Raw genomic sequence first — 22,973 nt, forward strand, 5'->3', positions numbered from 1 at the left:
GGCCGTTTTTTAGCGAATATCAACGAATTTTTAAGAATCTCGCTCTTGCTTCAAAGGTAAGATTTTTGATGATGAGCTTTCTCTTGCTCCTGATTGGCAAGGAAGAGGCAAGGCGGTAACCTGTCGGAATGGCCGACCCGATTGATTTTTCCACACCCGACCCGAGTGTTCAGAAATTGCTGGCAACGCATCCAGATCTCTCATTGGATGCGCATGATGGGCTTCTGTTTGAACAGATCCCACTGGAGGCGATTGCCCACCATGTCGGCACGCCGTGCTGGGTGATGAGCGCTGGCACATTGCGCAAGCGTGCCGCGCGGCTTCTTGGTGCGATGGAGGCCGCAGGTCTCTCCGTTTCAGCGCATTTCGCCGTCAAAGCCAACGATCACCTTGCCGTGCTTCGCATTCTTTCGGAATGTGGGCTTGGTGCGGACGTGGTCAGTGGAGGTGAGCTTCTGCGCGCGCGCAAGGTAGGGATTCCGGCGTCGAAAATAGTCTTTTCCGGTGTGGGCAAGACAGACGTGGAACTGCGACTGGCTCTGGAAGAAAATATCGCCCAGATCAATGTTGAAAGCGTTGAGGAACTGGAAATCATTTCCGCGTTGGCCAGTAGCATGGACCGCGAGATCAATATCGTTCTGCGCGTGAACCCGGATGTGGACGCCAAGACACACGCCAAAATCACCACGGGCGTCGCGGGCAACAAGTTCGGCATCCCTTATGATGAGGCACTGCCGCTTTATCGCCGTGCGCAGAAATTGCCGGGGGTGAAAGCTGTTGGTTATGCCGTGCATATCGGGAGCCAGATCCTCACGGTTGCGCCGTATCGGGCCGCCTACGCCAGGATCGCCGAACTGGTGCGCGCCACACGAGCGGAAGGATTGGCTGTTTCGGTCGTGGATTGTGGCGGTGGACTGGGCATTTGCTACCGTGACGAGGGCGAGGGATCGCCAGATGCGTGGGCAGGAGCGATCCGTGCGGAACTGGGTCATCTGGACGTGCGACTGGCCATTGAGCCGGGACGCTGGATAGCCGCTCCTGCAGGTGTGCTGTTGGCGAGTGTCGTGCTGCGCAAGGCCGTTACGGGAGGGGCGTCTTTCCTCGTGCTCGATGCCGCAATGAACGATCTGTTGAGACCTTCGCTGTACGACGCATGGCATGGAATTCTGCCTCTCTCAGCCCATGACGCCATGGGAAAGCCGGAAATGGTTTCCGTTGTCGGGCCGGTGTGCGAAAGCGGGGATACCTTTGCGCAGGCACGGCTGCTGCCTCATCTTCAGCGGGGCGCGCATGTGGCCATTCTCGATACGGGAGCTTATGGCTCAGTGATGAGTTCCACGTATAACGCCCGTCCCCTGGCGGCAGAGGTGCTGGTGGACGGTCACACATGGAGCGTGATCCGCCCGAGGCAGACGGTTGAGGAACTGTGGGGGAACGAGCGCTTTCCAAATGGTTCTGAAGAGGTGGCATGAGTGAAGCCGGACCGCAGCATCTGACAAACGCGACAACACTCACGCCTCCACGGGAGGCAGGACTGGCAGCCGTGCGGCAGCGTGCTCGGCGTCTGGTTGCAGGCGAGCGTCTGATTGTCAGGTTGTCCCCTGCTGTGTCCGTTGCCGGTCTTTATGGTCTTTCGGGGCTCCTGCGTGTTCCCCAGTCCTTGCCGGACTGGCTGCATGCGTGTGTGGAAATCGGAACTGCTGGAGTGGTCGTGTGGCTGGTGCGGCGGGGGCTGAGTGGCTTTGTGCCACCATCGCGTGCCGTTACCGATCGACGTATTGAGATGGCCTCCGACCTGAAAAATCGTCCTCTCGAAGCACTGGCCGATCATCCAGCACATATCGGTGCGGAAGGTCTGTGGGGCGTTCATCAGCAAAGAATATTGGCCGCTCTCGGTCCGTTGCGAACGGGCGGGGTGCGGCTCGCATCCCTCAAAGGAGCGAGCAGTGCTGCGATCGTGCTGCTTGCCTGTGCGGGCGCCGGTGTACTCGCGGGTTCTCATGCTCCGGGACGGCTGGTGGCGGCTCTTGTTCCGGGTATCGACGACCCGGATGTGCCCTTGCCACGTGTCGAAGCGTGGATCACGCCGCCTTCCTACGCGCCCTCGGCTCCCGTGTTTCTTGGGAAAGATGGGGCACCTTCTGGTGTCGTGCCGGAAAGTTCTATGCTTGTGGCGACGATCAGCGGACTGCCGGCAGCACCGCGGGTGTGCGGCGATTTTCGTAATCTGGTTACGCAACCACTGGGAGACCAGTCGTGGCGTGTGCAGGCCGTGTTGAGTGGATCCGGTTCGTTAGCGCTCACCAGCCGGGGACGTACCATCGCGTCATGGCAACTGAATGTAGCGCCTGACCGGATGCCGCAGGTCGCATGGGGCGGGCATCCGGGCGGTGAAAAAGGAGGACGTCGGACGCGGCTGCCCTATCGGGCGGCCCATGCCTACGGTCTCGACACGCTGACGGTTGAGATGCGGCTTGCCCATCCCGGATTGCTGGGTAGCTCACGTGTTTTCAAGGTTCCCGTGCCTCTGTCCGGTCATCCTCTGGAAGCGAAAGGTGCGCTCACCCCCGATCTCTCGGACGATCCATGGGCAGGGGAAGAGGTGGTTGGCGTACTGGTGGCAAAGAGTGTCAGTGGCAAGGAGGCGCGCAGTAACGCTGCGACATTCCGGTTGGGATCGCGGACATTCCGCTCTCCCGTTGCGCGGGCTGTGCTGGATCTGCGGCGACGTCTTGCATTGGGTGGAGAAGGTCGGTCCGAAGCAGCGCAGGATCTGGCCGCACTGGGTGACACCCCCGGTCCCATTGCCGAGAACACCGGAACCTTTCTCAATCTGGCGGCCATCGTAGCCCTGCTGAACAACGCGGATGTGGACGATCCAGCGGCCCGTGATGAAGCGGTCGGCCGCCTGTGGGATCTGGCGCTCGACATTGAGGATCAGTTGCACGGGGGACGTGAAGCCGCGCTCGCGTCGATTGATGTCCGGGCGGCCCAAGAAGCCGTGTCGCAGCAGTTGCAGCATATGCGTCAGGATAATGCGCATGGACAGCAGGATCAGGCGGAACTGAAGAAGCGGATGGATGATCTGCGGAGCGCCATTTCGCGCAAGATGCAGACATTGGCCGAACAGGCCATTCGCAATGGCTCTGCAATTCCCGATCTGCCGGGTCTCACGAAATCGGGGGATCAGGCTTTCCGCAAGCTGATGGAGCGGCTGCAGAACGACGCCGCTGAGGGGCATGGGGGCGATGCGATGGAGAAACTCCAGCAATTGGAGGATTCCATCGAGAAGATGCGTAACGCCACGCCGCAGGACATGGCCAAGCTCGCCCAGCAAATGGTGGCGCAACAGAAACTGCGTGAGCAGGCGGCCGGGCTGGACGATCTGGTGCGCCAGCAGTCCGGCCTGCTCGATCATGCCCAGTCGCGTCTGGACAAAGCGCGACGTCAGGCAGGGGAAGGGCAGCCGTCGCAGGGTGGCGGCGAAGAGGACATGGGAAGCATGTCCACGACCGAACTTTTGCAGAAACTGGGACTTGTCCCTCCCGACGCTGGGAGTTCGCCTGCGCCCACACAACAGGTGCCGACACCTCCGCCCCCTCCATCATCGGAGCAGGAAAAAGAGGCATCTGCGGAACAGACGCATAATGACGCAGCGGCGCAGCACGCTCTGACACGTGCCACGCAGGAACTCGGCAGCGAGTTTAAGCAGCTTTCCGGCAAGGATGTCCCAGCCTTTTCCACGGCTGAGAAAGCCATGAAGGATGCACGGCATGCTCTGGCACAAGGAGACGATCAGGCGGCTTCTCAAGCACAATCTGCGGCTCTCAAGGCTCTGCAGCAGGGGCGCGGACAAATGAAGCAGGCGTTGCAGAGCAATGGCGGGGGCGGATCTGGCTCCACGACGTTTCTGCCTTCTTTCGGAGGGCAGGGTCAGGAAGGCGAGGGACAGCAGGGCGGCGGAGACGAGGACAACACCTCTGGACATGATGGAGGTTCAGAGCGCGATCAGGAGACCGATCGTGACCCACTGGGCCGGGCAACGGGTGAGGGCAAGGACTCAGCCGTCGATCAGGGAGGAAAGCTGCCCGATACGCTGTCGCGTGAACGGGCCCATGAAATCGAGGAAGAACTGCGCCGTCGTGACTCCGACCGCACACGCCCGAAAGAGGAACTCGATTATCTGGACCGACTGCTCAAGTCGTTCTGAGAGGCATGGCTGCTGGCCAGCAGGGCGTTACAGTGTGAGGTGACGATATCTCTCGCGCGGCTCGTTGGAGAAGAGGCGTTCAGAAGCGCGCGAACATCGGCTTCACGAAACCCATGCTTCTGCCAGTGGTGCAGAAAGAGAGTAAGCGCATTTTTGAGGGCGGGAGAGGTCTCTTGCGCACGCTGGACGTCACGCAGAGTGATAAGGATCAACCCACGCTCTAAAATGGTCAGAGAGCGCTCCATATAGGGCAGGAGTGCTGGCGCGGGGATGCGCGAGGCCACGCGTGTCAGACGCACCAGACTGTTGGCGTTCTGTACTAGCCATTCATGCGGATCGAGCCGATTGCTGTTACGTGCCAAAGCGCGCAACTGGCTTCCGATCCAGCGCTCCGTGCTGCGCATATGGTGGTCGAGCTGGAATGGCATGATGCTGCGGTAGGTCCAGCGAGCAAACAGGATGGCGCACAGAAAAGCCATTGCGCCATTGAGAAAACCGATTTCGTCGTAACGTCCCTGATTGGAGGGACCGATCAGCACAGGCAGGAACATGTTGAAGGAAAAGGCGTAGCCTGACGTTTCCGCACGTGTGGCCGCGAGACCGCCGACGACCATGAAGGGCATCAGCACAACGACAAGCAGTTCCGGGGATGTGACAGCCGGAACGAGAAGAAAGGCGCACAGGGTGGCCGCCGCCACGCTGAAGATGCCTCCTGCAAGAAAACTGGATGATGCCAGCAGAGGATTTTCTCGGGTGGCAAGAAGGCCATAGACCAGCGAGACGAACGAAACAAAACTTAGTCCTGCTGGCCACGCTGTGGTTTCCCAGATGAGCCATGCTCCAAGAATACCGCCACAGGCACGAAGTCCATTGTCGCGTGCGTCGTTGAAGCTACGCCGGGAGAACACACGAAAGCGGAAGCGGTCACCGTGGCGCGGCACTTCGCAGGCGTGAATATGTTCCTCCAACCTGTTCCAATCATGGGCAAGCCAGTGGTTTTCGGCGGGCTCTCCAGCCAAAACCTCCACCCGACTTCGGGCAAGTAGCGCCACGAGACAGGCGAGGGCGGCCCGCGCATGATCTGCCACGCGAAGATGTGGCCCCATTTCCATAGCGTCATAGGTCAAGCGGTTATTGGCTTGCGCAAGTTCTCCCAAAAGCTGGAAGCGGACGGTCGGGTCATCCTTCCGTTCACGGGCATGGAGAATGATCTCGCTTACGGAGGAACGGAGAGCGTAAAGCCGGTTGAGCAGACGAAGGTGCGCTTTTGCCTGCAAATTGGGCATGGAGAGAATGGCCAGAAGCGTCTCGCAAAGCACGCCGAGGATAATGTAGGTGCCGCGAGACACCGCCACATCGAACACTGTGTCGGGGTTGCTGGCCGCACCTGTGGCCACAATGGTGGAGGTGAAACTTGCCACCAAAAGACCGTAGGTTGGATATCCGTCCAGCAGGGTGGCGGTAGCGCAGCATGTGCCCACCCAGAGTGCGAGGACAGGAAAGAAAAGACCGGACTGTTGGGGAAAAGCGGCAATCAGCGCCATGGCGGCCATACAACCGATGACAGTTCCCACAACACGCCACCGGGCCTTGGCAAGACTTTCTCCCCGGGAAGTAAGAGCGACAACCCATACGGTGAGTGGCGCCCACGCCGGACTGTCCAACTCCATCCACATGGCGATAAGAAGCGAGATGGCGGCGGCGAAAGACGTCCGTATCGCAAACACGAAGGAGGGAAAGGTCGGGGCGAGTAGCCACTCCCATGTGTTGAAATGAAAAAAGGTGCGGCTGGAGAGAGCGGGCATGACAATGGCCCCGGTGCCTCACACAGACCGTCCGGGTCCAAGCGTTTGTTGTGATGTCTTCATAAGCATTGTTTATGAAGGGCGTCAGAGGGTGAAAACATCATCCAGTGAAAGCCGGCAGCCAATTTCCCACATGCGGGTTGTCAGTGCGGTCTGCATCGGACGGGCCAATCTGACGAGACCGATCGTACTTCCGTTGGTCGGTGCAAGTTTTCTTATCTGGAGAGGGCCATCGGGTGTCGCCTGAAGTGGAAGGGCGGCAATTGGCAGTATCGTGGCAATCCGTCCGTTGAGCAGTTCCGCATGCAGAAGCGTCACGGAATTAGTTTCAAGAGTGATGGTGGGTGTGATGCCGGCTGACTGAAAGGCTGCATTTACGAACTGGCGGCAGCGCATATCGTTGTTCAACAGCCCCAGCGGCAGGTCGCTCAAATCCTCCCAGCCAATATGCCGTGTGCCGGGAAGAGCAACGCTTGGAGCCGCAGCGAGAACCTGCTGTTCATCGTAGAGAGGATGAGTGTCGAAAAGACCACCGGATGGCACCTGATCGAGATACATCAGAGCCAGTTGGCTGCGGTGCTCCTGAAGATGATGCAAGGCGTCTGCATTGGGACAGATGGTGGCGTTCACATGCAGAGCGGGTAGCACTGCCCGAAAACTTTCCAGCAATAGAGGCAGGACGAGCACGGTGGGCGGTATGGCGCACAGGCTGATGGAGCCTCCCGCGATATCCTGAGCAAAGGACGCTTCCTGTCTGAGATTTCCCAGATCGGCCAAGGTCTCATGTGCCCAGGCCAGCACACGTTCTCCTGCGGGCGTGAACCCCTGAAAGCGTCGGTTACGCTGGATGATAGTGAGTCCGAGTTCGTTTTCCAGCTGCCGTATAGCCGCGGAAAGGGCGGGCTGAGACACGCCACAATGCTCGGCAGCCCGGGAGAAATGCCGGTATTGATCCAGCGCCACGAGATAGGTCAGTTGCCGAAGGAACATCGTCTCTTTCTTTGAGAATGTTTTAATATCAACTTGTTAAATAAGAAATGTAAGGCCATATCTGAGATAAAAATCGTCCACGAAAAATACGCAGTTGGTTATTTGATAAAAATATATTTTAAAAACAATGTATTATATAAATTACATCATGCACCATCATATTTTTTCGCCTCCAAATATAAGATTATAAAACAAAATAATAACATAGGCAGTTAGAGCGAGCGCCGTGAACGCATCCTGGAAACCGATCAAGGGCTTCAGCAACGCGAATATCTGCGGAACAAAAGCACCGCCTGAGAAAGCCATCACCAGAAGCGCAGAAGCCCGTGCCACATGCGGACCACTGTCCCGAATGGCCATAGGGAAAAGCGCTGGCATGATCATGGCGTTCGCAAGACCGAGAAAGGCCACGCACAGCACGGAAAGATATCCATGAGTGAAGAGGGCTGTCAGGGCAAAAAACACGCCAGCCAGAGAGGAAAGCATCATCGCGTGTTGCTGGGAGAGGAACCGGGGCACGCAGACAAGACCTAGCACGTAACCTACCATCATCCCGGTCAACGTGAAGGCTGTGAAAAACCGTGTTTGTTCGAGTGGCAGCCCGAAACCCTGTCCATATGTCCCGATGGCGTCGCCAGCCAACACTTCTACGCCGACATAAAGAAAAGTTGTGAGTATGCCGAATGTCAGGCGCGGAGACATGGAAAAGCGACTGGACGAAAGAGCGTTTCCGTCAGGGCACACCGGATCCGGTAACTGCGAAAAGGCGACGGCCAGAGATGCGAGAAAAAGCGTGCCCGCCATGATGAGATAGGGAAGGTAGATGGCCTGCGCGAACCCGGAAAGAATGATTCCCCGCGCGGCTGCAGAGGGGGCGTTCTGCGCAGCCTCGACCACGCCGCCGATGTCGCGCATGACAAGGGCCGCCAGCACGATGGGAGCAAGAATGCCGGCACATTTGTTGCACAACCCCATGATGGCGATGCGCTGTGCAGCCCGATCGTGCGGGCCGAGAAGGCTCACATACGGATTGACCGTGACCTGAAGCTGGGTAAGGCCGCAGCCAAGCACCAGCAGTCCGGCTAATGCCCCGCTATAGGAGCGTGCTGCCACGAACTGTCCAAACAGAGCGGTGCCAATGCTCATGATGGCAAGAGCGAGTGCCAGTCCACGCCTGAGTCCCATTTTGTCGGTGATCCACGCGGCGGGTAGGGCAAAAAACAGATAGGAAAGATAAAAGACGAACGGAACCAGAAAGGCGCCCGTGTCGGAGAGGGAAAAAGCCACTCTCACGAAAGCGATGAGCGGACCGTTCAACCATGTCACGAAGCCGATGAGGAAAAAGAGCGCGGCCGTTGCGATCAACGGAGGCCAGCCATAGGACCCGGCCGGGCAGCGATCATGACGTGATAGGACTGACGAAGACGACACGAGGGGACATTCCGGAAGGAGCAGAAGCTATCGGTGGTTAGAGCAGATCGATCCGAAAGGGAAACGGTTGGGTCTTGCGGGCATTTGAAGGTTAATGACGACGAAACAATGTGATACGTAAAACGTCATTAAAGTCCGACAGAAGGCCTGCTGAGCGCCGGTCAGAGATCAAGGATTAAGGTGAGATCATGGCAAGTCGTTTTCTTGTGACCGGCGGCGCCGGCTATGTCGGCAGCCACATGGTGCTGGCGCTTCTGGACGCTGGACATGAAGTGACGGTGTTCGACAGCCTGCGCACAGGTCATCGTGCGGCTGTGCCGGCTGGCGCGTGTTTTATTGAAGGCGATCTGGCGGATTTGCCGCTTCTGGACCGTGTGCTGGGCGATGGTCCATGGGACTGCGTGTTCCATTTTGCGGCGCTCTCACTGGTGGGCGAAAGCATGGAACATCCGATGATGTACATGTCCGCCAATGGTGGGTTGGGTTTCGGACTGATCGACGCCTGCGTGCGTAATGACGTGAAGCGCTTTGTCTTCTCCTCCACCGCTGCATTGTTCGGAACGGCAGGAGATGGGCCAATCGACGAAGACACGCCCGTTGATCCCGGCTCGGCCTATGGAGAGAGCAAGCGCGTTGTGGAGCGTGCACTGTACTGGGCGGATCGCATTCATGGTCTGCGTAGCGCATGCCTGCGTTATTTCAATGCCGCCGGAGCGGACCCGCAAGGCCGCGCGGGCGAGGATCATCGCCCCGAGACTCACCTCATCCCGCTTGTGATTGACGCGGCACTGGGGCGTCGCCCGGCTCTGACCCTGTTTGGGGACGATTATCCCACTCCGGATGGAAGCTGCGTGCGCGACTACATTCACGTCACCGATCTGGCGCAGGCGCATCTTGCGGTTCTACCACTGCTGACTGATCGTAGTGTGACCTTCAACGTGGGCACCGGACGCGGCAATTCCAATCTGGAAGTCATTCGTGCCGTCGAGCGTGTGAGCGGTCTTCCGGTGCCGTGGAAAGCAGGCCCACGCCGTGCGGGTGATCCCGCCAGTCTGATTGCAAGCCCCGCACGCCTGATGGCGGCGACTGGCTGGAAGCCCGAGTTCACCGATCTGGACCGAACGGTGGAGACGGCTCTTGCATGGCGCAAGACGCATCCAAAGGGTTACGGCGCCTGAGCCATGACGGCAGCGCCCGCCGATCCACTCATAGCTGCGGCGGTGGCCGTGCGGGAACGGGCCTACGCACCATATTCGCACTTTGCCGTAGGGGCGGCCTTGCGCTGTGACGATGGGCGCGTGTTTTCAGGCTGCAACGTTGAGAATGCCGCGTATCCGGAAGGCATCTGCGCCGAAGGTGGCGCCATTGCGGCAATGGTGGCAGCGGGCGGGCGACGGATCGATGAAGTCGTGGTGTGCGGGACTGGACCGGCACCTTGCGCACCTTGTGGCGGTTGCCGCCAGAAATTGCGTGAATTTGGAGAGCCGGATTTAAGGGTGCGTATGGTCGATCCGGTAGGTCGGGTTTTGCTCGTGCGCACATTGGCGGAACTGTTGCCAGACAGCTTCGGTCCGACGACGTTGTTACAGACTGCTCCTGTCGTGAAATAATGACGAAGTGGGCAAAAGGATTTTCTTTTATTGGGCTGGTTCTCACCGTCATGTTGGTGACAGAGACACCCGCCACGGCTCAGGTCATGCCGCTTCGACCAGGGATCGGAGCGAGCGATGCACGTCAATCGGTGGATATGTCCCAATTGCCGTGGAGCGCGATCGGGCGGGTGCAGACAGAACTTGGCGGACGTTGCACGGGCTTCCTGATTGCACCGAATGTCGTGGAAACGGCTGCGCATTGTCTGTTCATCGCTCGGACTGGTCACTTCATTCGGCCACATGATGTCCATTTCCTTCGTGCCTATGATCGGGGACACTACGCCGCTCACGCCCGAGCTATCCGGTTTCTCGTTCCGCCGGAATACGATCCCCGCCGTGAAGCAGCGACCGCCGCGTTCGATCGCGCCACGCTGTTTCTTGAAGCGCCTGTAGCCACCCGCGCGCAGACTCTGCCCGTTGCCCAAAACCTGCCGGTGCCGGGTTCAGCCGTGGTTCTTGGTGGTTATGAACAGGACTTCAGCGAGGTCGTGCGCTCTGACCTGAACTGTCAGATTCTCGGGATAAATCGAACGACAAACGGTCATGTCCTGATCGATCATGACTGCGATGCGACACGCGGCAGCAGCGGCGCGCCTCTTCTGGGGCGACAGAACGGCGGGTGGACGGTTTTTGGTGTGCAGGCACTGGCAAATTATGGGCGAGGAGGGGCCGCCGTGCCGCTGATCGATACCGGCGCCGTTACGCCCTGAACCGACACGGAAACGTGATATTATAATATCGTATCTCAGTTATCATTATTGTTGATTAACTGGCGATCAAAGCGGAAGGATTGCAGCAAGGGGTGCTGGCTCGACTGGCTTTCCCCGCTGTTTCAACCCCATCTGAAGGGGAGAATCCATCATGGGTCAGTTCGCCAATCCCGGACCGCTTGGACTTGCCGGTTTCGGAATGACAACCATTCTGCTCAATGTCTGTAACGCGGGTTTTCTGCCGCTGAACTCTTCAGTACTGGCCACCGGGATCATGTTCGGGGGCATAGCGCAGATGTGTGCAGGCCTTTTGGAATATCCCAAGGGCAACACCTTCGGGATGACGGCCTTTACATCCTATGGCGCCTTCTGGATTTCGCTGGTGCTGCTCATTTTCCTGCCGAAACTGGGTCTGATCGCTGCAGCCGATCCCATGGGGATGGGCGTATGGCTTTCGCTGTGGGGCATTTTCACGGCGTTCATGTTCATCGGAACCCTTCGCTCTAACCGTGTGCTGCAATTCGTGTTCGCTTCACTGGTGGTGCTGTTCGGGCTGCTTGCGGCCGGAGAGTTCACGGGCAACATCGCGATCACCCGCTTTGCCGGCTTTGAAGGACTCCTGTGCGGAGCGTCCGCACTCTATCTCGCGATGGCGGAAGTGCTGGAAGCCCAACTCGGTCATCCGATCCTGCCGATCGGCACACCTCGCCCGACCATTTCGGGCAACCGCGCTCATATCGCTTTCTGAAACGTCGTTTCTTTTTGTGCATCCAGTCTGGAGCCCGCCCGTCGCAAGATGGGCGGGCTTTCCATGACCGGAAATCACAGAGGCGGAATGTCAAACGCCTGAAGCGAGAGGAACTCGCGATAGGGGCCTTCACGCCGCTCCAGCGCGAAGGGGGAGCCGTCCTCCACGATACGGCCCTGCTGCATCACGACAATCCGGTCAAAATCCTTGAGTGTCGAGAGACGATGCGCCACCGCGATCACGGTGCGTCCTTTCATCAGTCGATGCAGCGCTAGCTGGATATGATGCTCGCTCTCGCTGTCCAGTGCGCTGGTGGCCTCATCAAGAATCAGGATCGGTGCGTTGCGCAGAAAGGCGCGGGCAATGGCCAGACGCTGCCTCTGCCCACCCGAAAGCTTCACTCCACGATCGCCCACCTGTGTCGCAAAACCTTCCGGCAGGGCAAGAATGAAGTCCGTGCAGCCCGCCGCGTCGGCGGCTGCTCGTACGTCCTCTTCGGTGGCCTGCGGTTTGCCATAGCGAATGTTGTCGGCCACCGAGCGATGCAGCAGCGAGACATCCTGAGGCACTACGGACATGCAGCCGCGCAAGGATTCTTCGGACAGGTCGTTGATGTTCTGTCCATCGATAAGCACCGCGCCACCCTGCACATAACGCTGCCGCTGAAGCAGGGCGAGAACCGTGCTCTTGCCCGAGCCGGAGCGCCCGACAAGCCCCACGCGCGTTCCGGGTGTGACGTGCAGATTGAAGTGCTCCAGCACGTTCGGGCCTGTTGGATAGTGAAACGTCACGTCGCGAAAACAGATTTCACCCTGCGGGGCCTGCGGGAAACCGTGGGCGTCGGCGTGGTCATCCATTTCGTGGGGCAGCAGGATGGTGGAAAGCGTCTCGCCGAGACGAGCAGTGTGTTGCACCGTCTCCACGAGTGCCACTGCGAGATCTCTCGTACCGTGCAGGATCAGAAAGCCGAGCGTTACGACCATCACCACGTCGCCCACGGTGGCGCTGCCGTGCTGCCAGAGTGTCACCACCCATACGAGCAGGCCCGCCGTCAGGACGGCGGTGAGAAAAGCGTGAACGAGGCGCAGCTTTTCCATGTTGCGCAAGGAGACGCCCCGCACCCCCATTTCGCTATCCAGAATACGTCCCAGACGGCTGCGCTCATAACCCAGCATCCCGAAAGTGCGGACGAGTGGTAGGTTACCGATGACGTCCTGAATCTCTCCATCCACACCGGCCGCGGAAGAAGCATAGGCCGCATGAAGTTTTCGCCCCGCGCGCGCCATGCGAAACATTACAGCGGCAAGAGCGAACGCCAGACAACTGATGACGCTGCCCATAAGAGGGCTGACGCTCACCATCAGTCCGATGGAAAGCAGTACATTCAGACAGGGCGGCAGAATGTTCCACGCCAGCAGGCTCTCAAGAGTGAACGTGGCGGCACCGGCGGTGGAAATGCGTGACGCAAGGGCTGCGGGCATCCGGTCTGAGAAATAGCCGGCGGAATGACCGGTCAGAAACCGGAACAGGTCGCGTCTTACATCGCCTGTCACGGCCACGAAGGTTCTGGCGGCGTACCATCCCGCGACGCGCCATGAGAGATTGTCGAGCGCGATCACCCCGGCAAGCCACGCAACGGCCATCCAGACCGGGCGATAAGGGCCGTGCGGATGGCTGTTCATGATGTCCACCAGATGCCGGATGGCGGAGGAGGCGAACACAGCGCACCCGACGGCCAGCGCTACGAATCCAAACACCACGACGTGTGGAGCAAGGCGATGGCGGATATAGCGGAAGAGGAAACGGACAGGATGGCCCGCATAGCGCGGGAGTTCGCTGTCGAGAATGGTCATATCCTCGTCACGTTTCAAGCGGGACTGTCCATGCGTCATGAGCCTGTCAACTTTTCAGGGAGTATAGGCGTTTGGTGAAGTGGGAAGAAATTCGCACAGTCTGTGCTCGTCACGTCATCCGAAGTGTTGGGACGGCGGTGGACTTTCTCCAGCTTTCGGGGGATGGCACCCGTTCTGTCGTGCATTGAAAATACAAAAAAGAACGCGGAGAAACCGGTCCATGCGTATTGCCCAGATTGCACCTCTTCACGAGGCGGTTCCACCGCAACTTTATGGTGGAACGGAACGGGTGGTGGCCTTCCTCACGGACGAACTCACGGCAATGGGCCACGATGTGACGCTGTTCGCAAGTGGTGACAGTGTGACCTCGGCGGAACTGGATGCGGTCTGGCCGCGCGCACTGCGCCTCGACCCGACAATTCGCGACCCGATCGCCCCGCATATGCTGCTCATGGAGCACGTGGCGCGCCGCGCGCATGAGTTCGATGTTCTGCATTTTCATATGGATTATTGGCCGTTCACCTATTTCAGCCGTCAGTCCGTGCCTTTTGTCACCACCATGCACGGGCGGCTTGATCTGCCGGAGCTTCAGCCCGTTTTCAATGCTTTTCCACAAGTGCCCATCGTCTCTATTTCGGACAGCCAGCGTCGCCCGTTGCCTCAGGCCAACTACGCGGCGACCGTCCTGCATGGCCTCCCTGAGAACTTGCTGACACCGCAACAGGGGCCGGGTCATTATCTCGCCTTTCTTGGGCGTATCTGCGCCGAAAAGGGCATCGATAAGGCAATCCGCATTGCTCGGGCCGTGGGGCTGCCGCTGAAAATCGCTGCCAAGGTGGACAAGGCTGACGCAGAGTATTTCGAACGTGAAATTATTCCCATGCTGGGAGAAGGCGTGGAAATGATCGGAGAGATCGGAGACGCGGAGAAACCGGCTTTTCTCTCGGGAGCGCGAGCGCTTCTAATGCCCATCGACTGGCCGGAACCCTTCGGGTTGGTGATGATCGAGGCCATGGCATGCGGAACGCCGGTCATAGCCTTTCGGCACGGCTCGGTGCCGGAGATTCTGGAAGACGGTCTGACGGGGGCGATTGTCACGAGCGAAGCCGAAGCGATCGCAGCGTATCCGGCGGTGGAGGCGCTGGATCGGGGGGTGATCCGTCGTGAGTTCGAGCGGCGCTTCACCGCTCGTCGCATGGCGGAGGATTATCTGGCGGTGTATCGCCGTCTGACCGGCAAGGCCGATGCCTGACAGGTTGAGACGATGACCTGACATGAGGGCAGGGATGGTTGACCCTGCCTCCTGCTGTGCTCACTCTCACAAGAGAATTGCAATTTTGACAGTCAGGTTCTTGTTTCGTGAAAAACCATCATAATATCTGGCATCCGCTTAGCTGGTTCTACCGTGACCGCCATCGGAATGACGACACTCCGTCCACGCCGGGATTGGTGGACCGGTTCAATGATCGTCTTGCCGTACGCATGACGATCATCTTTGGCAGCATCTGGTGTGTTTACGCCTTCTTCCTGTTTTCGCTCATCCCCATTCTGAAGCCGGACTGGCAGGGACCGCTGCTCTATATCAGCAACTGCATCCAGCTTGTCGCCCTACCGGCGCTGATGGTGGGCAGCGCCATTCTTGCGCGGGGCAGCGATCAGAGGGCGGCGGAAGACCATGCGGCCCTGATAGAAATCCTCAACGATGTCCGTGAAGAAATGGCGCGTCTGCGCAACACGACGGCAGGCATCGCCCAACAGGAACGCGCCAACAGCGAGCGTCCAACGGATGTGGTGTCGATTTCCGATGAGGCTGTCATTTCCGTCAACGAACCTGCAAACGCACAGCAGGCTCCCAAAACATCGTAGGAGCAGCCTTCCTCATTCACCTAGAAGATGCAGGACAATCTCGCGGTGATGAGGCATGCGCCGATGTTCGAACAGGTAAATGCCCTGCCAGACACCCAGTGAAGGCGCTCCTTCCAGAACCGGAATGCTAAGACCCGATTGAGTGAGCATCGTGCGCAGATGGGCCGGCATGTCGTCCGGCCCTTCGTCCGTGTGGCGGTAGAGGCCTTTCTCCTCCGGAACTAGATGCTCGAAGTAATGGACGATGTCTTCGCGCACGCTGGGATCGGCGTTCTCCTGCACGGTGAGAGAGCAGGAGGTGTGAGGACACCATAACGTCAGCAGACCGGTGGAAATGCCGGTCTGATGCACCCACTCAAGCACAGGGCGGGTTACAGGTAGCAATCCTTTCCCATGCGTGCGGAAGCTCAGCCTGTGGGTCTCTTGTCGCATAAAAAGGTTGCTCCTACGTTGTGTCAGGCTTTCGGGTTTCGGCGAAATCTCAGTAGGCTGTTCTGGCGGCGGGCTGGACGATGACACCGTTCGCAGGAAACGCTCGGCTAACGCACCGTAAAGCGGTTGCTTGCAGATGGTACGTGAGACACCGAAGGCGAGGAACGCGCTGGCCAGAAGGGCGAGTGTCACCTGCTGGTTATCGCACATTTCCATAACAATGACGGTGGCTGTAAGAGGCGCCTGCACGACCGCCGCGAAGTAGGCCACCGTGCCAAGTAGCACCACGGCTCCGGGTGTGGTGTGGGGAAGGAACTGCGCGATCCAGCCTCCCATACCCGCACCGACCGATAGCGAAGGCGCAAACAGTCCTCCAGGAATGCCGGAACAATAGGAGATGATAGTGGCGAGGAATTTCAGCACGAAATAGGAAGCGGGATAGTGTTCTTCACCCTGAATGATGGAACGGGCCTGAGCATAGCCGGTGCCATACGTCATCCCACCTGAAGCAAGGCCGATAATGGCCAGAGCCAACCCGCACAGCGCAGCGAAAGCAATGGGGCGCCGCGCGACAAACTGACCAGCACTCCCCGGCAGTCCCTTCGACGCACGAATGAGGATTGCGGAAAAGGAGCCACCGGCAACACCTCCGAGAAGACCGCAGGCAATCACCGCCAGCCAACTGACGCCCAGCGGCACCACTGAATCGGTATGGCCGAAATAAGTGTAGTTTCCCGTCAGGGCGATGGCGGTCACACCGGCGAGCACAACGCCCGTTAGCATCACGCCGCTTGTACGTTGCTCGAAGGAGTGAGCCAGTTCCTCGATCCCGAACACAATGCCGGCCAGCGGTGTATTGAAAGCCGCCGCCACACCGGCGGACCCACCTGCCAGCACGAGCGCCCGCCGCGAAATCGTTTCGCTCAGATTCAGGAAACGTCCCGCCGCGTTCATGATGGCGGCACCGATTTGCACGCTTGGCCCTTCACGCCCGATGGAAGCGCCAGCGAGAAGACCAAGGCAGGTGAGGGCGATCTTGGCGGCTGCAATCCGCAGGGAGAGGATGCGGTCCACGACAACCTGATTGGACAAATGCATGCAGGCGATGGCCTGTGGGATACCCGAACCCTGTGCGCCCCGGAAAAAGGTGCGTGTCAGCCAGATGGACAGGGCGAGGCCCGCCGGTGTGATGAACAGCATCAACCAGGGGCTGATTTTGAGAATATGCGAACGCAGATGCGCGGCGTCATCAGCCAGTTCGGCGAAAGCTACCGCCACAAGCCCAACCATGATGGAGCCGGTCCACACGATAAGCTTTCGTCGCCATTCGACCGTCGTCATGCGGGCGGTTTCACGAAAATGACGGATACGGCCGGTCGTTGTGGAGGACATGATGCCTTGGCGGGTTGGAATGATCTGCAACCTGTGAACGTCTTGCAGTTCATGCGAAATGCGCATGACCCAGCTTACGCTACGCCCGCAACACCGTCATTCCAACACAAAATGGAATGTTTTGTGAAATTGTCCGGTTCCATCAATGGATTTGCGCGGGGTGCGCCAGCACGATTCCTTCGCTCTTGGCCTTATTCTCCGGCTCCACATGGATGTGGATGACGCAACGGCCAAGATTTTCACGCAGTCCCGCTTCGATCCGGTCACAGATGTCATGCACCACTGAGACCGTCATGGTGCCGGGCACTACGAGGTGAAACTCAATGAATGTGATGGCTCCCACCTCACGGATGCGGATGTCATGCGCTTCGATCGCACCCGTGGCGTGACTTGCGATCACGTCATGCAGTTTTTCGAGTGTTGCGGAATCCGGCGCTTCATCCATCAGGCCGGCAACGGACTGACGCAGCATTTCCCAACCCACACGCAGCACGTTCACGGCGATCAACGCCGCAATGGCCGGATCGAGCCAGTGCCAGCCCGTCAATGGAATGAGTGATAGTCCTGCGACCAACCCGATGCCGGTCCAGACATCCGAGAGAACATGCTGGCCGCCCGCCACCAGAGCGGGAGAGCGCATGCGCTGTCCAATGCGCAAAAGCGTCAGCCCCCAAGCAAGATTTACACCTGTAGCCGCAGCATTGAGCGCGATGCCCAGCCAGGGCGAGTCCATTTCGTTGTGCGGATGCTGAAAGCCGTCCCACGATGCCTTGCCGATCAACAGCGCAGTGACAAAAACCATCGCACTTTCGATGATGGCGGAGAGATACTCGGCTTTGTAGTGGCCATAAGTGTGATTGTGGTCCGCCGGACGCTCGGCCAGTCGGATAGCCCACAGGCCACCGGCAGCCGCCACTACGTTGATGATCGTCTCCAACGCATCGGACTTCAGGGCCACGCTGCCTGAGACATGCCAGGCCGCATATTTCAGGCCGAGTGCAACGATGCTGACCCCGAGGCTGACCCAGGCAACGAGATGCTTTTGATGGGCGTTTTCTATGGTGGTCGCGGTGGAGGAGGTAAGGGTCTCAGACAACACCACTTCCTTGTAGGGTGCAGCCCGCATCGCAGCGGGCAGTTTCAATCTGAATCGTGGGATGCACGATTCCGAACCGGGAGCGGAGCGTCTCTCCGACCGTCTCAAGCAGACGGTCGTTGTCGGTGCTGGAAGCCCGGACGAGATGCGCAGTCAGTGCGTTTTCGGTGGTGCTCATGGCCCAGATGTGCAGGTCATGCAACTCCGTCACACCCGGCAATGTCCGCAGATACTGCTCGACCTCTCCGGGATTTACATCGCGGGGAACGGCATCGAGCGCCATGTCCAACGAATCCCGCAAAAGTGCCCAGGTTGCCCCCACAATGAGAACGGAAATGGCGAGACTGATGGCCGGATCGAGCCATGTGAGATTTGTCAGCAGCACCATGGCGCCCGTCACCACAACGGCAAACGACGCGAGGGCGTCCGTTGCCATGTGGAGAAAGGCTCCCCGAATGTTCAGATCCTCCTTCTGACCCTTCATCAGCATGAGCGCCGTCGCACCGTTCACCAGAATACCAATGGCGGCGACGATCATGACAGTTCGCCCCGCAACGGGTTCGGGATGGAACAAACGCAGAATCGCTTCCCACGCGATGCCGCCCGTGACGAGCAGAAGGATCACGGCGTTAGTAAGAGCGGCAAGGATCGAGGAGCGGCGAAGGCCGTAAGTGAAACGCTGCGAAGGTGCGCGCTGGCTCAGATTATGCGCGAGCCACGCAGCACCCAGCGCCAGCACATCGGAGAGATTGTGTCCGGCGTCGGCCAGCAGGGCCAGCGAGTGAGCCAGCACGCCCCAGACCGCCTCGATCACCAAGTACAGCGTGTTAATGGCCATCCCGACGGCAAAGATCGTTCCAAAAGAAGCTGGGGCGTGATGATGATGGCCAAAGAGGCCATGACCGTGATCGCATCCCTGCTCTCCATGACCATGTTCATCATGCTCATGAGCGTGAGCACAGCCATGTCCGTGATCCGCGTGAGCAGAATGGTCGTGATCATGATCGTGGGAAGAGGAAGTCATGAAAGGCTTTCGCGCTGGGTAATGACCGGAGCCACGTATCCTACGCTTTCTGCCTTTCCAATGCAGCCTTCGTAATACGCAAGGCTTCCGCCAGTACCTCTGCGGCGTTGAGCGCATCGGTTTCGATTTTCACGGCGTCGTCCGCCATGCGTAGAGGAGCGGAAGCTCGAGTGCTATCTGCATGATCGCGGGCGATCAGCGCCTGCTCGATCTCACAGATATGCGCTTCCCGATCAGGAGCCGTTTCCGAGCCGCCATTCTGCATATAGCGGCGCACCGCGCGTGTGCGGGCGGACGCGGTGATATAGAGCTTCACATCCGCGTCGGGGAATATGACAGTACCGATGTCGCGGCCATCGAGTACAGCGCCCTGCGCGCGTGCAAAAAGGCGCTGCATGTCCACGAGAGCCTGCCGCACGCCCTGATCGCGTGCAACCAGACTGGCGGCGGCATCGACATCGGGCGTGCGCAGATCGGTGCGCTTGAGGTCATCGGGAACGAGCGCGCGGGCGACAGTTTCGCCTGATGAGCAAGCTGGGTCCATGGCGGCATCCAGCATCCGACGGGCAACCGCACGGTAGAGCAGGCCGGTGTCGAGATGCGGAAGCCCCAGAACCTCGGCCAGTCGTTTCGAGAGAGTGCCTTTGCCGGCGGCGGCCGGGCCGTCCACGGCGATGACGGGTGCCGAGCGTGTCATGTTTCCGGGTTTTCCTGTCCGCCGATTGGAGATGGCACGGCGATACCCTGCCGGGAAAACGACCGTCAACAGGCGAGCTTACATATTGTTCCGCATAGGAAACAGTGGCATGGCGTGATCGTGATTGGCGACCTTTCTCCAGAGCGGTTGTTGATGCTGCAAGACCTGAGGGGATCTGGAGTTGTGCATGAGTGATGGAACAAGCGTGGCTGGCGTCTCAGCCACGAGAGAAGTGGATGTCCGCACGGCGCGGCATGTACTGGCGGCCTCCTTTCTCGCATGGATGCTCGATGCCTGCGATTTCTTCATCGTCCTTTTCACGCTTGACAATGTCGCGGACGGATTCGGCGTGCCGCTGGAAGATGTACTCTGGGCGCCCACACTCACGCTGATGACACGTCCTATCGGCGCGTTTCTCTGCGGGCGCAGCGCGGATCGATTCGGACGCAAGCCCACGCTCATTTGCACAATCGTGGTCTATTCTCTGATCGAGGTGATGTCGGCTTTCTCGCCTTCGATCGGCGTCTTTCTCGCCTGTCGTGCCCTGTTCGGCGTGGCGCTGGGCGGCGTGTGGGGTGTGGGCACGTCGCTTGTCATGGAGAGCGTGCCGAAATCATGGCGCGGCATGGCGTCGGGGCTTCTTCAGGCAGGCTATCCAGCGGGCTATCTGCTCGCCTCCCTGATGTTCCTGCTGCTGCCCGTTCTGGGCTGGCGGGGGCTGTTCATCCTGGGAGGTGTCGCCATCGTCTCGGCAATCTATGTGGGGCTGCGTGTCCCTGAAAGTCCCGAATGGCTTGCTCGCAGTCGCACGGAAAAGCCGGTGGGCCTGTGGACGGTGGTGCGAGGTCATATGGCGTTGTCCGCCTTCGCGGTGGCGGTCATGACGATGTTCAACTTCATGAGCCATGGCTCTCAGGATCTGTATCCGAAGCTGTTTCTCGCTATCGAGCGGCATATTCCGCATGACCACGTGACCATGATCGTGGTGTGCTACAACATTGCGGCCATCAGTGGTGGTCTCTTCTTCGGCTGGCTCTCGCAGCGTCTTGGGCGCAGTCGCACCATCATGCTGGCAGCTCTTCTCGTGCTGCCGATCCTGCCGTTGTGGACACTCCCACATTCTCTCTTGTGGCTGACGGTTGGAGCCGTATGCATCCAGTTCTGCATTCAGGGAGCATGGGGTGTAGTGCCAGCCTATCTGAGCGAGCTTTCGCCCGCGTCCGTAAGAGCCACTTTCCCCGGAGTGGCCTATCAGCTCGGCAATCTGATCGCGGCCAGCAATGCGCTGATCCAGCATCATCTGGCGGGTGTATTTGGAAAGGGACTGCCGCCGGCCCTGATGCTGGTGGTGGGCGGGGCGTCTCTGACGCTATTCCTGTTATTGATGGTGGATGCGCGGATCGGGCTTTCCGTGCGCAAGGCTGTAGGCGAGTAGGATGACACGCACACTGGTGACGATCGGCCTGGCGCTGGTGATAGTTGGGCTGTTGTGGCCGTGGCTCTCTCGCCTGCCAATCGGTCGTCTTCCGGGTGATATTCTGATCCGGCGTGGTGACGTCACCTTCTATGCGCCTCTCATGACCGGCCTGATCGCAAGTGTGCTGCTTTCAGTGATTCTCTGGGCTGTTCGGCGGTAAGGCCATTTGGTCAAGACATGCTGGGGCTGATAGGGAGAAGGCAAAACGCATAAGATAGAGGCAGGAGCAGGCATGGCGGTCGCGAGAGACGGCATCGAAACAGCGACCGAAACGCCACGCAGACAATGGAAAAACCGCCTTCGCGCGGTTGCGCTATGTCTTGCTCTGGCAGCCTGTCAGGCTTCTCCGGCTATCAGTCTCAGGCCGACGCCGCACAGTCTCATTTACAGTTACATGATGGCGCACGGCATGGCGCGAGGTGCTGTGATGTCAGGCGGTATGACGCCACGCCAGATCATGGAACTGATCGTTGTGGATCATGCCGCCTTGCTGGCCGTGGCCCATGAAATGGCCGAGCCGAGCGGTGAGAACATGCATGCCGCCAATGACGCCATCATACGGCTGCTGGCACTCACGCAGCCCATCGATGGAAAGCCGCAGGCACCCGCACCGCCGCGGACGCCTCTCACTCCCTGACGGAGGAGGCTCAGACCTCCTGCTGGACAGCCGGACGTGTGTCCTTGCGCAGCCTCTTTTCGCCCATGAGCAGCAACAGCGGGGCGGCAATGAAGATGGAGGAAGAGGTTCCCACGACGATTCCGAAGAGCATCACCCAGGCAAACCCGGACAGGCTCGCGCCTCCGAAGATGGCCAGTGGAAGTGCTGCCAGAAAGACCGTGCAGGAGGTGCCGAGCGTGCGGTTCAGCGTTTCGTTGATGGATAGGTCCAGCAGCTCACGCAGAGGCATCGTGCGATAGCGCCGCAGATTTTCGCGCACGCGGTCATAAACCACCACCTTGTCGTTGGTGGAGTAGCCCAGAATAGTCAGGATGGCGGCCACCATGACGAGATCGAACTCGATATGCGTGAGCACGAGGAACCCAACCGTTTTGGTCAGATCCAGCACCAGTGTGATGACAGCCGAGAGCGCGAACTCCCATTCGAACCGGAACCAGATATAGGCGAGGATCATCAGCAGGCTGATGCCCAGAGCCAGCAGGCCGTTGCGCAGAAGTTCGGCAGAGACCGAAGCTCCGACAGCATCCGCCCGAACGATGGTGGCACCCGGCTGAGCCTCCGCTACAGCGTGGCGGACCTCATCGACGACAGCGTTGGTGTTGGTTGTCTCGTCCGCGTCCAGACGGATCAACACGTCGTCCGGACCGCCGAAGGCCTGCACACCTTCGGCCTTGAGATTGTGCGCCGCCAGCGCGGAGCGGATTTTTCCGAAATCCGCAGGACCGCTGGTTTTCGCCTCCACCACAATACCGCCACGAAAATCGAGACCGAGCGTCAGGCCGGGATGGAAGAACAGGATGAGCGAGGCGAGCGAGAGCACGGCCGATGTGGCCAGCCCGACAAAGCGCCCGCGCATGAAGTTGATATGCGTGTCATTGCGGACAAAGCGCAGCAGGGGACGTCCAAACATG

General features: G+C 59.3%; 20 protein-coding genes and 1 pseudogene. 11 read left to right on the top strand and 10 right to left on the bottom strand.

The window, feature by feature from the left end:
• The first annotated feature begins 128 nt into the window (after positions 1-128).
• Positions 129-1,472 (top strand): diaminopimelate decarboxylase, encoded by a 1,344-nt coding sequence (lysA, locus tag KUA11_RS03710; protein WP_217409044.1) that lies wholly within the window; start codon positions 129-131, stop codon positions 1,470-1,472.
• A complete protein-coding gene (locus KUA11_RS03715; RefSeq protein WP_217409045.1) occupies positions 1,469-4,210 on the top strand; it encodes a DUF4175 domain-containing protein in 2,742 nt (913 codons plus the stop codon). The genes lysA and KUA11_RS03715 overlap by 4 nt, the downstream gene beginning before the upstream one ends.
• Here the strand turns inward: KUA11_RS03715 and KUA11_RS03720 are convergent.
• The 3 genes from KUA11_RS03720 to gluP all read right to left on the bottom strand — a co-directional run bounded on the left by KUA11_RS03720 (position 4,180) and on the right by gluP (position 8,436).
• Positions 4,180-6,015 (bottom strand): FUSC family protein, encoded by a 1,836-nt coding sequence (locus KUA11_RS03720; protein ID WP_217409046.1) that lies wholly within the window; start codon positions 6,013-6,015, stop codon positions 4,180-4,182. The genes KUA11_RS03715 and KUA11_RS03720 overlap by 31 nt on opposite strands.
• 84 nt (positions 6,016-6,099) lie before the next feature.
• Positions 6,100-7,005: a LysR family transcriptional regulator gene (locus KUA11_RS03725; protein WP_217409047.1), complete on the bottom strand. Its 906-nt coding sequence runs from the start codon at positions 7,003-7,005 to the stop codon at positions 6,100-6,102.
• A 156-nt stretch (positions 7,006-7,161) separates the two neighbouring features.
• Complete coding sequence (gene gluP / locus KUA11_RS03730; RefSeq protein ID WP_217409048.1) at positions 7,162-8,436, bottom strand: glucose/galactose MFS transporter; 1,275 nt, start codon at positions 8,434-8,436, stop codon at positions 7,162-7,164.
• A 188-nt stretch (positions 8,437-8,624) separates the two neighbouring features.
• On the opposite strand from gluP, the gene galE reads away from it, so the two are divergent.
• The 4 genes from galE (at position 8,625) to KUA11_RS03750 (ending at position 11,546) form a co-directional block, all read left to right on the top strand.
• The gene (gene galE / locus KUA11_RS03735) at positions 8,625-9,614 is read left to right on the top strand and encodes a UDP-glucose 4-epimerase GalE (protein WP_217409049.1); all 990 of its coding nucleotides are present in this window, start codon (positions 8,625-8,627) and stop codon (positions 9,612-9,614) included.
• Positions 9,615-9,617: 3 nt separating this feature from the next.
• Positions 9,618-10,046, top strand: coding sequence for a cytidine deaminase (locus tag KUA11_RS03740; protein ID WP_217409050.1), 429 nt, complete (start codon positions 9,618-9,620; stop codon positions 10,044-10,046).
• Between the two features lie 50 nt (positions 10,047-10,096).
• On the top strand, positions 10,097-10,798 hold the full coding sequence (locus KUA11_RS03745) for a trypsin-like serine peptidase (protein ID WP_254454631.1): 702 nt from the start codon (positions 10,097-10,099) through the stop codon (positions 10,796-10,798).
• 151 nt (positions 10,799-10,949) lie between these two features.
• Positions 10,950-11,546 (top strand): acetate uptake transporter, encoded by a 597-nt coding sequence (locus KUA11_RS03750; protein ID WP_217409052.1) that lies wholly within the window; start codon positions 10,950-10,952, stop codon positions 11,544-11,546.
• A gap of 74 nt (positions 11,547-11,620) precedes the next feature.
• Here KUA11_RS03750 and KUA11_RS03755 read toward each other — a convergent pair whose 3' ends face one another.
• Positions 11,621-13,438, bottom strand: coding sequence for an ABC transporter ATP-binding protein (locus KUA11_RS03755; RefSeq protein WP_217409053.1), 1,818 nt, complete (start codon positions 13,436-13,438; stop codon positions 11,621-11,623).
• 181 nt (positions 13,439-13,619) lie between these two features.
• On the opposite strand from KUA11_RS03755, the gene KUA11_RS03760 reads away from it, so the two are divergent.
• Entirely contained in the window at positions 13,620-14,651 is a 1,032-nt protein-coding gene (locus KUA11_RS03760) for a glycosyltransferase family 4 protein (protein ID WP_217409054.1), read from the top strand.
• A 230-nt stretch (positions 14,652-14,881) separates the two neighbouring features.
• A complete protein-coding gene (locus KUA11_RS03765; RefSeq protein WP_254454667.1) occupies positions 14,882-15,265 on the top strand; it encodes a hypothetical protein in 384 nt (127 codons plus the stop codon).
• A gap of 12 nt (positions 15,266-15,277) precedes the next feature.
• Here KUA11_RS03765 and KUA11_RS03770 read toward each other — a convergent pair whose 3' ends face one another.
• The 5 genes and pseudogenes from KUA11_RS03770 to KUA11_RS03790 all read right to left on the bottom strand — a co-directional run bounded on the left by KUA11_RS03770 (position 15,278) and on the right by KUA11_RS03790 (position 19,906).
• The gene (locus KUA11_RS03770) at positions 15,278-15,697 is read right to left on the bottom strand and encodes a secondary thiamine-phosphate synthase enzyme YjbQ (RefSeq protein WP_217409207.1); all 420 of its coding nucleotides are present in this window, start codon (positions 15,695-15,697) and stop codon (positions 15,278-15,280) included.
• 54 nt (positions 15,698-15,751) lie between these two features.
• Positions 15,752-17,089 (bottom strand): annotated as a pseudogene (locus KUA11_RS03775) (chloride channel protein); the annotation flags it as partial.
• Positions 17,090-17,231: 142 nt separating this feature from the next.
• Positions 17,232-18,149: a cation diffusion facilitator family transporter gene (locus tag KUA11_RS03780; protein ID WP_368040929.1), complete on the bottom strand. Its 918-nt coding sequence runs from the start codon at positions 18,147-18,149 to the stop codon at positions 17,232-17,234.
• A gap of 28 nt (positions 18,150-18,177) precedes the next feature.
• Complete coding sequence (locus tag KUA11_RS03785; protein WP_254454634.1) at positions 18,178-19,209, bottom strand: cation diffusion facilitator family transporter; 1,032 nt, start codon at positions 19,207-19,209, stop codon at positions 18,178-18,180.
• Between the two features lie 40 nt (positions 19,210-19,249).
• Positions 19,250-19,906, bottom strand: coding sequence for a (d)CMP kinase (locus KUA11_RS03790; protein ID WP_217409056.1), 657 nt, complete (start codon positions 19,904-19,906; stop codon positions 19,250-19,252).
• A 187-nt stretch (positions 19,907-20,093) separates the two neighbouring features.
• On the opposite strand from KUA11_RS03790, the gene KUA11_RS03795 reads away from it, so the two are divergent.
• From KUA11_RS03795 to KUA11_RS03805, 3 genes are all read left to right on the top strand, one after another.
• On the top strand, positions 20,094-21,341 hold the full coding sequence (locus KUA11_RS03795; RefSeq protein WP_217409057.1) for an MFS transporter: 1,248 nt from the start codon (positions 20,094-20,096) through the stop codon (positions 21,339-21,341).
• A gap of 1 nt (position 21,342) precedes the next feature.
• The gene (locus KUA11_RS03800; RefSeq protein ID WP_166312815.1) at positions 21,343-21,543 is read left to right on the top strand and encodes a DUF2905 domain-containing protein; all 201 of its coding nucleotides are present in this window, start codon (positions 21,343-21,345) and stop codon (positions 21,541-21,543) included.
• A gap of 72 nt (positions 21,544-21,615) precedes the next feature.
• Positions 21,616-22,020 (top strand): hypothetical protein, encoded by a 405-nt coding sequence (locus tag KUA11_RS03805; protein WP_217409058.1) that lies wholly within the window; start codon positions 21,616-21,618, stop codon positions 22,018-22,020.
• A 10-nt stretch (positions 22,021-22,030) separates the two neighbouring features.
• On the opposite strand, the gene secF is transcribed toward KUA11_RS03805, so the two are convergent.
• Positions 22,031-22,972 carry a protein translocase subunit SecF gene (gene secF, locus KUA11_RS03810; protein WP_217409059.1) on the bottom strand — a complete coding sequence of 314 codons (942 nt, stop codon included), beginning with the start codon at positions 22,970-22,972 and terminating at the stop codon, positions 22,031-22,033.
• Position 22,973: the final 1 nt, after the last annotated feature.

It is taken from the genome of Acetobacter estunensis (genome assembly GCF_019083805.1).
GTDB classification, from domain to species: domain Bacteria; phylum Pseudomonadota; class Alphaproteobacteria; order Acetobacterales; family Acetobacteraceae; genus Acetobacter; species Acetobacter estunensis_A.